Genomic DNA, 13,470 nt, shown 5'->3' with positions numbered 1-13,470 from the left:
GGGGGATTTACTTGAAGCGGGTTTCTAGACATTTACTGCTCATTATCGGAGCTTTTATCATGATTGTGCCATTTCTCTGGATGATTTCTACCTCTCTGAAATCCTTTGGAGAATCCATGCAAGTTCCGCCGACGATTATCCCTAAGGAATGGCATTTCGAGAATTATGGGAACGTCTTTGAAGCTGTGGATTTTTTAAAATACTATCTGAATACGATTATTCTCACTTTAGGTAGAACGATTGGTCAACTTGTTTTATGTTCTTTAGCTGCATTTGCTTTTGCACGTTTAAATTTTCCTGGGAAAAATGTTCTCTTTATTTTAATGCTGTCCGTGCTTATGGTACCCGCTCAAGTAATTTTAATACCAAATTATGCAACATTAACACAGCTGGGCTGGATTGACACATTCTTTGCTTTGATTGTTCCAGGCGTTTTTAGTGCCTATGGTACCTTTTTGCTGCGCCAATTCTTTATGGGCATTCCAAAAGAGTTGGATGAAGCAGCTAAAATTGATGGTTGTTCGTACTTTGGAATCTATTGGAGAATTATTTTACCAAATTCGACACCCGCCCTTACTGCTTTAGGAATCTTTACGATTCTCGCTGCATGGAATGATTTCTTATGGCCGCTTGTTATGACAAACTCTGAGTCAATGAGAGTATTGTCTGTTGGGATTTCCACTTTCTCAGGACAATATTCTACAGATTATCCGCTGTTAATGGCTGGTGCTGTCTTGTCCACGATTCCCATGCTGTTAATGTTTATTTTTCTGCAAAAGCATTTACTGGCAGGGATTGCACTTGGAGGGGTTAGAAGATAGATATTTAGAAAGAGAAAGAATTGATAAATAGAATAGGGAGTGTGTGTATATGTTAAAAGCATTAGTTATTGGCGCCGGAACGATGGGGAGTACTCATTCCTTCGCCTATTCAACCATGGATGATGTTCAATTAGTTGGAATTGTGGACAGAACCTTAGAAAAAGCGGAAGAATTGGCACGGAAATTAGGAGCTCAAGCATTTGCAAGCTATGAGGAAGCGATTGAAAGCCTTGGTGCTGTTGATGTTGTGTCCGTTTGTGTTCCCACTCCATTTCATAAGGAATATGTCAAAAAAGTAGCAGATGATTGTTTTCAAGTTGTTTGTGAGAAACCATTGGCTCGCAATTTAAAGGATGCTAAAGAAATGATCGACTATTGCAAGAAAAAGGGCGTGAAGCTTTTTGTAGGTCATGTCGTGCGTTTTTTCCCGGAATACCAGCGTGCAAAGCAAATGATAGAAGAAGGGAAAATTGGCAAGCCAGGTGTTGTAAATACGAAAAGAGGAGGCGGATTCCCATCTGCTTCTAGAGATTGGTATGCAGACTATAACAGCAGTGGTGGATTAGTGCTAGACTTAATGATTCATGATTTTGATTATCTACGCTGGTGCTTCGGTGAGGTAGAGCGAGTCTATGCCAAAAGTGCCCAAGGAAGAGCGATGGCAAAATTAGACTATGCATTAGTAACATTGCGCTTTGAAAGTGGAGTAATTGCTCATTTGGAAGGAACTTGGGCTCACCAAAATTTTGCAACAAAATTTGAAATAGCTGGAAAAGAAGGGGTTATTCACTATGATAGCTCGAAAGCAACTCCGCTTGTAAAAGGCATTAATCACAATAATACAGGTTCAGCTGGAGTCGCGGTGCCCGAAAGTCCATTAAAAGAAAATCCATATATAACAGAATTAAAACATTTTATTTCATGTATCAAGAATAAGGAGGAGCCGATAGTGACTCCTCTAGATGCTTATAAAGCAATGGAAATTGCGTTAGCTGCTATTGAGTCATTAAAGGAAGGAAAAGTAGTAGAATTGCGTAAACAAGAAATGGAGGTAAAACGATGAGAGTAGGAATTATTAGTTTTGCTCATGGTCATGCGTACGCCTATGCAGAGGCATTAAAGAAAAGCAAAGGAGTAGAGTTAGTAGGAATCGCAGATGACCAGGAGATTCGCGGTGCAGAAGCAGCGAAGAAATACAGTACCAATTACTATTCAAACTATGAAGATCTTTTAGACCAAGATATAGATGCTGTCATCATTACTTCCGAAAATTATAAGCATCATGAACATGTGCTTGCAGCAGCGAAGAAAGGAAAACATGTTTTATGCGAAAAGCCGATTGCGACAAATAGGAAGGATGCATTGGAAATGATGGAAGTTTGCAAAGAAAATAATGTATTCCTGCAAATTGCTTTTCCTGTACGCTTTAGTACACCAATAGTAAAAGCGAAACACATTATCGAGACAGGAGAACTTGGCAGTATTATTGCTATAAAAGGAACGAATCGCGGCACTAACCCGGGCGGCTGGTTTGTAGACAAAGAAAAATCAGGCGGCGGCGCCGTAATGGATCATACAGTTCACCTTGTGGATATTATGCGATGGTATATGAATTCAGATGTGAAAGAAGTATATGCAGAAGTAGATAATCTCTTTTCTGATTATGAGATAGATGATTGTGGGATCGTAACAATGGAATTTGAAAACAATGTGTTTGCTTCAATTGATTGTAGCTGGTCAAGAAATAAGACATTCCCAACATGGGGAGACGTTACATTAGAAATAATCGGGACGAAAGGAACATTGTCAGTAGATGCCTTTGCGCAGAAAAGTGAGCTGTACAGTGCAGAGGGAGCAAAATGGGATTATTGGGGAGATGATATGAACCAAGCTCTTGTAGAAGACTTTGTTACAAATGTGCAAAAGGGAATTGCACCTACTATAACAGGAGAAGATGGTCTAAAAGCAATGGAGGTTGCTCTGGCAGGCTATGAATCTGCGCAAAGCAAAAGGCCTGTTTTGATAGAAAAAATTGAATCGAATAATCAATAGAGATAGCTCTATGCAGGGATGCTATTTAGGGAGGAATAAAGATGCTAAAGGGGATTAATCAGTGGTGTTATCCCGATGATACACCATTAGAGATGGTATTTAAGTACAGTCGTGATGCAGGCTTTGATGCAATAGAGCTTAATGTAAGTATAGATGGCATTGGGCTTACGATGAATACGTCTAGAGAAGAAGCAAAACGAATTCGGAAAATGGCAGAGCATTATCGTTTACGCTTAAGCAGTATTTCTACGAATCTATTATGGAAGTTCCCTCTTTCTCATTATGATGAAAAGGTACGGGAACAAGGGAGAAAAGTGATTGAAAAACAAATAGAATTAGCCGGATATATTGGGGCAGACACTGTTTTAGTTGTCCCAGGGGTAGTTAATGAAGAAACGTCTTACCTTGATTGTTATAGGCGCAGTCAAGATGAGTTAAGAAAAGTTCTGCCATTAGCTGAAAAACACAATATTCATGTGGGAATCGAAAACGTATGGAATAAATTTTTGCTATCTCCACTCGAAATGGCCAGGTATATTGATGAGTTCCATTCCGATTATATTGGTGCTTATTATGATGTCGGCAATGCATTACAATATGGCTATCCAGAACAATGGATTTCCATATTAGGAGAGCGAATCCGAAAAGTTCATGTTAAGGATTTTAAATTGAACGTTGGGAATATTACTGGCTTTGTTCCATTATTAGCTGGGGATGTAAATTGGGAAAAAGTGTACCAAGCATTAAAGAACATAGGCTATAAGGATACAGTAACCGCTGAAATACCAGCCTATGCATTTGGGCCAGAGTATCTTGCCCAAGATACCTCCAAGCATCTGGATGTCGTGTTAAATCTGAAAAAGGTTAGTCCTTAGAGGAGTGTCCGCTATGAGAAAAGTTCGTGTAGGCTTTATAGGTGTCGGGGGAATTGGATCCGTACATTTGAAGAATATTGCTTTGATTGAACAGGCAGAAATGGCAGCGGTATGTGATATATCCGAAGACCAAGCAACAGCTGTAGGGAAGAAATATCAAATTCCAGCATATACAGATGTAGACAAGATGATGGAAGAGACTGCATTGGATGCACTTTTTATATGTGTCCCTCCATTTGCCCATGGAGATATCGAGGAAAAGGCTGCTAAAAAGGGCATTCATATTATGGTAGAAAAACCTGTTGGATTAAATCTGGATAATGTAAAGAGAAAATCTGCGGTTATTAAAGCTTCTGGGATTATTTGTGCTACAGGATACTGTTTACGGTACTTAGATACAGTGGCAAAAGCAAAAGAGTATCTACAAGGCAAACAAATTGCGATGGTTAACAGCTATTATTTAACAAAATTTGTTCCAACTCCATGGTATCGGGAACAATCCAAATCAGGTGGACAATTAGTAGAACAAGCCACACATATTTTGGATTTAATTCGCTATTTAGCAGGAGATATAGATAAAATCTATGCAAATATGAATCTATTGGTTTCAAAGGATATTCCTCATATTGATATACCAGATGTCACTTCGGTCAATTTCACTTTAAGGAACGGGGCAATCGGCCAATTAGGCTGCTCTTTTATACAACCAGATCACCGGATGGGTCTAGAAATTTTAGGGAAGAATTTCCGTGTTGCTTTTAACGGTTCCAATATAACGATTACAGATGAATTTTCAACTACTACGTATCGACCAAAGTTGAATTATTATGAGGCCCAGGATCGAGCTTTCATTAAAGCGATTGCTGCCAATCAGCCAGAATTAATCCTGTCATCCTATGAAAATGGTGTTCAAACATTAGCTGCTACCCTTGCTGCAAATGATTCTCATGAAAATGGAGAGCCTATTTCTTTAAGTAATTATTATTCTTTGTAAAAAGATTTCTATTGATAAAATGACAATATGACTTTTTTAGATTGACTTCCTATTTATAACCCCGTTCTAAAAGGAGAACGGGGTTATAAATATAGCAGATTTTAATGTGTGTCTTTTCTTTTAATAAGATTTTTCGATTAAGATTTGAGAGTGAATATGGTGTTCCATATGCTCATGATAATCTTGTATCAGCCACTCTAGTGTTTTATGCTGATTATTTCCTATGTCGCAAAGATTGGAAAGCTTTTCGACTGGGATGTTTTTTACAATGTGAATAATTTGTTTGTTGAGTGTTTGAAAAAGATTTATCATTTCATCAAGTGGTCTATCCTGATAATTTTGCATCTTAACCCAATGATTTTGGTCATATGATTGAATAGCATACACCGGTTCTTCATATTGAATTTTGATAAACCTTTCTATATTATTTATCGCTGAATCACAAAGATGCCCTAAAATTTCTTTTTTTGACCACTTGTTTGGCAAGGGACGATGAGAAGAACTATTTTCAGACATAGAGTTGAATTCTTCTGGTAATCTTTTTATCCAATAATTTATTCCCTCCATAACCTTTTGCATGATTCTATTCCTCCTTTTTTAAAAATTTAATATTCGATTGCCATCTGTAATAATCCTTTATTGTTCCTGAGTTAAAGTATGCCAGGATTTATTGACGAAAATAATGCGACGGCTGAATTTGGGAGGAAAAGGGAAGGGCGCTCATTAGTTATTAACCTTATGCAGAAGTGCTGCCCATATGTAGTCATTTGGGCAGCCGTTGATAATTCAGTCTGTCAAAAATTCATTAATTCTCTCTACATAATTACTTTTAGGGTAGTTATTATATAAAAATCCAGAAAGACGGACAGGATCACCAAAAAAATATCTTTCATATTGTGTCTGTCTTGTGCCGAAGGAGCTCATTGTTAAATCCCAAGCTAATCGAAAGATTTTATTGCGCTCATCTGCAGATCTGCACGTTGCTTGAAGATATTGATTTAAATCTTTCCCAACTTCTGAGTGAAACATTTTCTCTGTTGGCAGTGATACTAAACCGCTTGCGCCAATTAGTTGAAGGATTTCGGAAAAACGAGGATAAATTTTCGGGAAAATATTACTAGCAACTAGCAGGATGGTTTTGTTTGGAATCATAAATCCTTGGTCATTTAAGAGAGCATCGTTCTCTGCTTTTTCTAATAGTGCTTTCAACGTTTCTAATCCAATAATGATTTCTGCCATCTTTTCTTGGATGTGTTGATATTCGCCTACGTCAATCGTATTTATCATATTTTCCGCTAAGCCCAAAATAAACTCTGTTTTGACAATTTGCCTAGTAATAACTTGATGATAAGCAAATGAATTAAAAGAGCTTTGAGTTAAAAACATACTTGCGGTTTCTAGATCTTCATGGAAAAAAACACGTTCCCATGGAACAAGGACGTTATCAAATACAACAATAGAATCCATTTCTTCGAATCGTGAGCTTAATGGATAATCAATAGTAGATTCTCCTCCTACATAGGACTCTCTGCAGAGAAACTTTACTCCTTTAGTGTCTGAAGGTATTGCAAATGCAAATGCTTCCTCTTTTGCAAATCTGGGCGCCCCAAAAACCAAAAGTTCATCTGTAAGGCCTCCCTGTGTGGCTAGGAGCCGCGCTCCTTTAATAATTAGCCCCTTATTATTTTTCTCGATTATTTGGGCAGAGATTGGCTCGTTGGAATACTCTAGATACATACTCGAGCGATTAACTTGAGGAGTTATAAAAGTATGGGTAAAACTAAGATCCTTTTCTCTTGCCGATTCGTATAAGGATTGGATATGTTTTGGATAACAATTTTCCTTTCCTTCTAAAAGGGAAGCAGAAGTGGCAAAACTCATGATTACTGTATTTAAATAATCTGGGCTCCGTCCCATCATTCCTGCTGTTTCCTTAGCCCACCGTTCGATCATCCTTCTTCTTTTTCGCAAATCCTCTTTTGTCTTTGGCTGTAAGTATGACATACCTATAGAGTCCCCAGATAATGGGGACAAGAAAGTCATTTCCTCCTTTAAGTTAGGCTGACATTGTAAATCATAAAGAGAAGCTTTTGAATGTAGTATCCCTTTAAAAGCAGGATGGTTAGAGAGATCCTGGACTTTTTCCCCATCTAACCAAATTTCTGTAGATAAACTGCTGATTCGTGATAAATATGTCTTTCCATTCACTATTCCCATTTTTTTCTTCTCCCTTATTCATTAATAAAATGGATATAAACTATTTTATTATTTTATTAATGAATATAGTCCTCAGTTCTGGTTAAATGGGTAAAGATTGGAAATTTCCTTCTGATTTGGGATACTCCACACCTGCCCTCTTATTTCCTACTTAGTTATGAACAAAAACTGTTTCAAAAACAAAACTTTCGTGCAGATGGCGTGTGATGGAGTATTCGAATATTCTTCCATCTTCTAACTGAGCTAATTTTTCGATTTCCATCATGAAGGAGTTGTCTGGAATCTTTAGTAAAGAAGTATCTTCACTATTTGCTTTGTCTCCTCTAATCCAGACATGGGTGCTATGCGTTTTCAGCTTTAATTCCTCGCGTATATAATTATAGATGGATCCTTCTAGATGTTTTGGCTCTAGTCCAGTAATAATAGATAAAGGCATGTAAGTATGTTCCAGCGAATAAGGCTTATTATTAATATGCCGTGTTCGAATAATTCGATAAATATATTCGTCATCAATCTCAAGTTTTTTGGCAATTTCTAAGGACGGTTTTTCGATCGAAAAAAGAATGATTTTTGAGGAAATATTTTCTTTTCCAACAATGTTAGATAAACCTTCTGATGGACCTAATGCAATAGCTCCTCCATTAGTAGAAACCCCTTTTACATAAGTTCCGGAACCTCTACGTCTAACAACCATTCCTTCTTTTACAAGAATATCTAATGCTTTTTTTACTGTCAGTTTACTGCATTGGTAATAATCAGCAAGCGTATCCCCGTCAGGTAACTTTTCATTTATCTCATATTCGTTATTATTTATCTTATCTCTAATATCTGTATATATTTCCATATATTTAGGTAACTGACTCAAGTTAAATCCTCCATTTTATAACGGTTTTCATAATAAGTATACCATACAGTTAAAAACAAGTATATAAATCACAAAAGATATATACTTTTCATTAAAAGTATTTACTTATATTAAAAAGAGTGTTATAGTTTGTTCGTAAAGGAAAGAGGGAGGCATTTATTATGAAAGAAATGTTAACGTTTCCGAGTGGTTTTTGGTGGGGAACGGCTTGGTCAGCTGAGCAAGCAGAAGGTAGAGGTAATACAGGAAAAGCTGAAACAGTTTGGGAACATTGGTTTAAAACGGAACCATCACGTTTTTATCAGGGGATTGGACCTGAAGTAACAACTGATCATATAAATCGATACAAGGAAGATATTCAATTAATGAAGGAAACAGGGCATAATTCTTTCCGTATTTCCATCTCATGGGCAAGGATGTTTCCAGATGGTGGAGTAGGAGAAAGAAATCCAAAGGCTATTTCTTTCTATCGAAACCTTTTGACTGAAATGAATGAAAACGGTATCAAACCTTTTGCTAATCTTTATCATTTTGATATGCCGTATGTACTTCAAGAAAAGGGAGGATGGGAATCACGTGAAGTGGTTGAAGCATATGTAAATTATGCAGCTGCTTGTTTTGAAGAGTTTGGTGATTTGGTTTATCATTGGTTCACCTTTAATGAGCCGTTAGGACCAATTTTAGGAAGTTATTTAGAAGATTTTCATTATCCAAATTTAGTAGATTTCAAGCGTGGCGCACAGGCAGCATTTAATACTATATTGGCACATGCGAAGGCTATTCAATCTTTTAAGGAAAAGCAACTGCCTTCTAAGATAGGAGTAATATTAAACTTAAGTCCAACTTATCCGAGAAGCCAAAATGAGTTTGATGTAGAAGCAGCTGAAATTGCGGATGCCTTTTATACAAGAAGCTTTTTAGACCCCATGGTTAAAGGAACATTTCCAAAGAAATTGGTAAAAATATTGCAGGAATATAACCAGATGCCTTTATATGAAGAGAACGATTTAAAAGTAATTGCGGAAAATACTTCTCAAATTTTAGGGTTGAATTATTATGAACCAAGAAGAGTGAAGGCACGCCTGACAGAAATTAATAAAAAAAGCCCTTTTTTACCCGAATGGTTTTTTGAACTTCATAATATGCCAGGGAAAAAAATGAATGTGTACCGCGGATGGGAAATTTATGAAAAGGGTATCTATGATCTATGTATAGACATTAGAGATAATTACGGTAATATAGAAGCTTTTATATCTGAAAATGGTATGGGGGTAGCGAATGAAGAACGATTTCTTAATGAGCATGGACAAATTATCGATGATTATCGAATTGAGTTTATTAAAGATCATCTCGCCTATGTCCATAAAGCCATTCAAGCAGGCTGCCATATCAAAGGATATCATTTATGGACATTTATTGATTGCTGGTCATGGATTAATGCTTATAAAAATCGATATGGACTAGTTTCTCTTAATTTAGAGACACAAGAAAGAACAATCAAGAAAAGTGGAGAATTTTATAAAAAATGAGCAAGGACAACGGATTTGAGTACGAAACGAGTAAATTAGGATAAATAAAATAAAAAGGGTGGATAGATCATGAATAACTCAACAAAGCAAGGTATTGCAGATCGGTTTGCTTTTGTTGCACAAAAATTAGGAGCGCAGATTCATCTAAGAAGTTTGCGTGATGCCTTTGCATCGATTATGCCATTTATGATACTAGCTGGATTTATGACTCTAATTAATTATGTTATTTTAGAGCCAACTGGTTTTATGGGAAATTTGGTTAATCCTGATACTTTAACAACTTGGCAATCTATTGGGGTATCCATTGCTAACGGTACACTGAATATCATGACACTTTTAGTAGCTGTTGCCATTTCTTATCATCTATGTGTAAATAGGGGATATAAAAATGTAATAGCTCCAATCTTAGTTGTACTTTCTACAATGATAGTAGTTACACCATTGACAACGACTTTTTCACCAGAAGGATCAACCGAAAGCTTTCTTGTTTCTAATGTGATTCCTGTAAGTTATACAAGCGCATCAGGGATGTTTGTTGGAATTATCGTAGGGCTGCTTGCAACCGATTTATTTATAAAATTATCTTCAAATAAAAAAATGCAAATCAATATCAGTGGAAATATACCACCGGCAGTTATTAAATCTTTTAATGTGTTAATTCCAATTATGGTGAATGTTATCATCTTTGCAGTTGCATCCTTTTTATTAAATCAATTATTTAATATGGATTTTAATACTTTAATATCCACCATTATTACTAAGCCGTTAAGCTATGTGACAACCAGTTTACCAGGGTTCTTATTAATTACTTCTATCGCTAATTTATTTTTTGGATTCGGTATCCATCAGGCAGTTATTTCTGGAGCACTTTTGGATCCTTTTTTATTACAAAACATGCAAGATAATATGTTAGCATACGCTAATCATCAAGAGATACCCCATATAATTAATATGGCTTTTAAAGATACCTTCGCTGTTATGGGGGGATCGGGAAATACGATTTCATTGTTAATTGCCATTTTTATTTTTAGTAGACGTAAGGATTATAGAGATATATCGAAAATGTCCTTAACACCTTCTATCTTTAATATTAGTGAACCAATTATATTTGGGCTACCAATTGTATTTAACCCAATGTTAATCATTCCATTTGTTCTTGCTCCAATTTTTTCTTTATCAGTTGCCTATTTTGCGACAGCTGTAGGTTTAATAAATCACGTGGTTGTTCAAACCCCATGGACTACGCCACCGATTATTTCAGGATTCCTAGCTACAGGAGGTGACTGGCGAGCATCTATATTACAATTATTAATAATCATCATAACAGTATTTATGTATCTGCCATTTTTGAAAATAGATGAGAGAGTAAGTGCCATGCAGAATAAATAAGGAAATAAAACAGTCTATTCTATAGGAGGAGTGGTTTGTATGAAAAATATTTTATTAGTATGTAATCAAGGAATGTCTACAAGTTTTTTAGTAGAAAAAATGAAGCAGGCGGCAAAAGACCAGAGCATGGAGGTAAATATTTGGGCAGTTTCAGATGCAGAATTACATGAAAACTGGGAAAAAGCAGATATTATTTTATTGGGACCACAGGTAGGATATTTAAAAAGCAATACAGAGAAAGTAGTCGGTAATAGTATTCCTGTTACTGTCATTGATTTTGTTGATTATGGAAGAGTAAACGGAGCGGCAGTTCTGGAGACCGCTTTAGAAATGATAGAAAAATAGTTTATTAGATGGCGAGGGATAGGAATGGAAGGAATAGAACTAATTGCTTTTCAAATCATTGGGAATGTAGGAATGGCGAAAACAAAGTTTATAGAAGCACTAGCTCAAGCGAAAAATGGTGATTTTTCCAGTGCAGCTTCATTGATGAAGGAAGGATCAGACCTTTTGGTTGAAGGTCATAAAATTCATGGTGAATTAATTAAAAATGAGGCTGCGGGTAATAAAACAGAATTCTCCATTTTATTAATGCATGCAGAAGATCAATTTATGAGTACAGAAACAATTAAATTGCTCATTGCGGAAATGATTGAATGGAGGAAAGAACTAAGTATCGCTAACTGAAGTTGCCAATAAAAGATTTATTTTGAAGCATTTGCTAAGTAGGATAACTATATATTTCGAGACTTTCTAAGAGGGGGACAGATTTTTTGGTACCCCTTTTTTCACTCAATCAAATGGTCCCCATTTCCTACGCCATTGTTTTTAACCAATAGCTTACAATAGCTTGAGACTTCTAAGCACATCGGACATAGTCAGTGTACATGTACCTTTGAATCAGCAAACCAAACACCTGATCAACAAAGCTGCATTTAGAAAAATGAAGAAGACCGCTCTTTTTATCAATACAGCCCGCGGCGGGATTGTGCACGAAAGTGACTTGATTGCTGCATTAAAAAACAAGAACATTTCAGGTGCATGCCTGGATGTTTTTGAATCCGAACCGCTTCCTATTGACAGTGAGCTCCGGAATCTGGGTAATGTGATACTTACTCCCCATACAGCAGGAATGCCTGATGGTCGGAAATTTCATAAAAAAAGATATGACTTCTTTATAAAGAATATAAAACGTATAGAAAATGGAGAAGAGCCTGTTAGCAAGCTCAATCAGTTATAATCTGTTTGGTTTATAAATATGTGCTACCGACACGCTACTCCGAGAAAATTAGGTGTTCCGACAATTACGGACGATGCGGTAGCCAGTCAGGATAACCACAACAAATCTTTTATTCCTTCTAAATAATGAAAAGGGGACGCGACAGTACCGCTGAGTGGCCAGATTCTTCGCAAGCTTCACTAGATAGCAGCCGTACTATCCTCTTTACATTTCTATTATTTAAAATTATTGGTGCTACTTCCTCTTGAAGCTTGTTCACACATTCTCATTAAAGAAAAAAGACTGTTCCACTCCCCTCAAACCATCCCTCTGTTCCTAGTTTGCTAATTTCTTCCCTAGGAACACCCTCCTTTTGCTAAAACACTTTTCACTATCTTTTACTATTCAGTTTAGTTTAAGCTGTTTATAAAATATAGCATTTTTTCGTTTAATTTGGAAAATGCTATCTAGGGCAATACAATAGTAGATGAAACATAATCCTGGTTAATTCGTAAATACATAGAGACATTCTTTAGGAGGGAGTCAAATGAACAGGGAAATTATTTTTGAAGAGGATGCTGCAGTACTGAAGATAAGAGGATTAATGATGCTGTTCACTTTCAAGCATAAAGTGAAGCTGCCCTATAGAATGATTAAAAGTGTGTTTGTTGATTATTTTGATCCACCGAAATGGATGATTCGTATGCCTGGAACTTCTATTTCGCCGTTAAATATATATGAGGGCTCTTATAAATACCAAGATGAATGGTACTTTTTATCTTACGAAGGAAGGATTCCAGTCGTAATCATCGAATTGGATAACCATGAGAAGTATCGCTATGTCATTTTCCAAATTGAAAATCCAACAGAGGTGGCAGCTGAGCTGAGGAGGAAAATGGCGGAAGCGGAGGGACGGTACTACTGAGATATACCTTTAGTACGATCGGTCCTCTCAGGACTAAAGAGGGGGAAATATACAGGTGAAATGGCATATAAAGAAATTTAATGAGTTAACAAATGTGGAATTATATACGCTTCTGAAAGAGAGAACCGCTGTTTTTGTGGTGGAGCAAAATTGTCCTTATTTAGAGGTAGATGGAAAGGATTTAGAATCGTATCATCTTTTTGCTGAAAAACAGGGGGAGATTGTTGCGTATTTAAGAATTTTACCTCCAGGGGTGTCATATCCAGAGGCTTCTTTAGGGAGGATTTTTGTGAAGAAGGAATATAGAGGACAAGGGTTTGCAGAAGAGCTTGTAAGTCGCGGAATTGATTATACCAAGCAAGAGTTAAAAGAAGAGAGGATAAAAATCCAGGCACAGGACTATTTGCGGAACTTTTATCAGTCTTTTGGCTTTCAAGCCATATCTGAAGTGTATTTAGAAGATAATATTCCCCATATTGATATGTTATTAAACGGAAGAATGGCGCAAATTAAGTAACGGAGATTAGATTTAAATACCAAATGGCGGTATAAAAAGCAGCATTCCTGTTTACCCTTTAATAATG

14 protein-coding genes and 1 pseudogene are annotated in these 13,470 nt (G+C 36.5%); 12 read left to right on the top strand and 3 right to left on the bottom strand.

Annotated elements, in window-relative coordinates; all coding sequences use genetic code 11:
- Positions 1-59 precede the first annotated feature (59 nt).
- The 5 genes from C2I06_RS15090 to C2I06_RS15070 are packed head-to-tail and all read left to right on the top strand — an operon-like array spanning position 60 to position 4,742.
- Positions 60-821 carry a carbohydrate ABC transporter permease gene (locus C2I06_RS15090; protein WP_095329812.1) on the top strand — a complete coding sequence of 254 codons (762 nt, stop codon included), beginning with the start codon at positions 60-62 and terminating at the stop codon, positions 819-821.
- A 49-nt stretch (positions 822-870) separates the two neighbouring features.
- Complete coding sequence (locus tag C2I06_RS15085) at positions 871-1,884, top strand: Gfo/Idh/MocA family protein (protein WP_123258330.1); 1,014 nt, start codon at positions 871-873, stop codon at positions 1,882-1,884.
- The gene (locus C2I06_RS15080; protein WP_095329752.1) at positions 1,881-2,873 is read left to right on the top strand and encodes a Gfo/Idh/MocA family protein; all 993 of its coding nucleotides are present in this window, start codon (positions 1,881-1,883) and stop codon (positions 2,871-2,873) included. Before C2I06_RS15085 ends, C2I06_RS15080 begins: the two co-directional genes overlap by 4 nt.
- A gap of 41 nt (positions 2,874-2,914) precedes the next feature.
- Positions 2,915-3,748, top strand: coding sequence for a sugar phosphate isomerase/epimerase family protein (locus C2I06_RS15075; RefSeq protein WP_095329753.1), 834 nt, complete (start codon positions 2,915-2,917; stop codon positions 3,746-3,748).
- A 13-nt stretch (positions 3,749-3,761) separates the two neighbouring features.
- The gene (locus C2I06_RS15070) at positions 3,762-4,742 is read left to right on the top strand and encodes a Gfo/Idh/MocA family protein (RefSeq protein ID WP_095329754.1); all 981 of its coding nucleotides are present in this window, start codon (positions 3,762-3,764) and stop codon (positions 4,740-4,742) included.
- A gap of 120 nt (positions 4,743-4,862) precedes the next feature.
- Here the strand turns inward: C2I06_RS15070 and C2I06_RS15065 are convergent, their stop codons facing one another.
- The 3 genes from C2I06_RS15065 to C2I06_RS15055 form a co-directional block, all read right to left on the bottom strand.
- A complete protein-coding gene (locus C2I06_RS15065) occupies positions 4,863-5,321 on the bottom strand; it encodes a DinB family protein (RefSeq protein ID WP_095329755.1) in 459 nt (152 codons plus the stop codon).
- 207 nt (positions 5,322-5,528) lie between these two features.
- Positions 5,529-6,959, bottom strand: coding sequence for a 4-hydroxyphenylacetate 3-monooxygenase, oxygenase component (gene hpaB, locus C2I06_RS15060; protein ID WP_095329756.1), 1,431 nt, complete (start codon positions 6,957-6,959; stop codon positions 5,529-5,531).
- Positions 6,960-7,110: 151 nt separating this feature from the next.
- Complete coding sequence (locus C2I06_RS15055; protein WP_095329757.1) at positions 7,111-7,824, bottom strand: GntR family transcriptional regulator; 714 nt, start codon at positions 7,822-7,824, stop codon at positions 7,111-7,113.
- Between the two features lie 161 nt (positions 7,825-7,985).
- Between C2I06_RS15055 and C2I06_RS15050 the strand changes: the two are divergent.
- From C2I06_RS15050 to C2I06_RS15020, 7 genes and pseudogenes are all read left to right on the top strand, one after another.
- Positions 7,986-9,397: pseudogene (locus C2I06_RS15050) on the top strand (glycoside hydrolase family 1 protein).
- A 25-nt stretch (positions 9,398-9,422) separates the two neighbouring features.
- Positions 9,423-10,742, top strand: coding sequence for a PTS sugar transporter subunit IIC (locus C2I06_RS15045; protein ID WP_095329759.1), 1,320 nt, complete (start codon positions 9,423-9,425; stop codon positions 10,740-10,742).
- Positions 10,743-10,781: 39 nt separating this feature from the next.
- Positions 10,782-11,087, top strand: a complete 306-nt coding sequence (locus tag C2I06_RS15040) for a PTS sugar transporter subunit IIB (protein ID WP_095329760.1) — start codon at positions 10,782-10,784, stop codon at positions 11,085-11,087.
- 24 nt (positions 11,088-11,111) lie between these two features.
- Positions 11,112-11,429: a PTS sugar transporter subunit IIA gene (locus tag C2I06_RS15035; protein WP_095329761.1), complete on the top strand. Its 318-nt coding sequence runs from the start codon at positions 11,112-11,114 to the stop codon at positions 11,427-11,429.
- A gap of 163 nt (positions 11,430-11,592) precedes the next feature.
- Entirely contained in the window at positions 11,593-11,982 is a 390-nt protein-coding gene (locus tag C2I06_RS15030; RefSeq protein WP_275068547.1) for an NAD(P)-dependent oxidoreductase, read from the top strand.
- Positions 11,983-12,508: 526 nt separating this feature from the next.
- Complete coding sequence (locus tag C2I06_RS15025) at positions 12,509-12,886, top strand: hypothetical protein (protein ID WP_095329762.1); 378 nt, start codon at positions 12,509-12,511, stop codon at positions 12,884-12,886.
- A 55-nt stretch (positions 12,887-12,941) separates the two neighbouring features.
- Complete coding sequence (locus C2I06_RS15020) at positions 12,942-13,403, top strand: GNAT family N-acetyltransferase (RefSeq protein ID WP_095329763.1); 462 nt, start codon at positions 12,942-12,944, stop codon at positions 13,401-13,403.
- Positions 13,404-13,470: the final 67 nt, after the last annotated feature.

Source organism: Niallia circulans, assembly GCF_003726095.1.
Taxonomy (GTDB): Bacteria; Bacillota; Bacilli; order Bacillales; family Cytobacillaceae; genus Niallia; species Niallia circulans_A.
The sequence above is the reverse complement of the archived record's forward strand: the minus strand, read 5'-3'. Positions and strand labels throughout refer to the sequence as shown.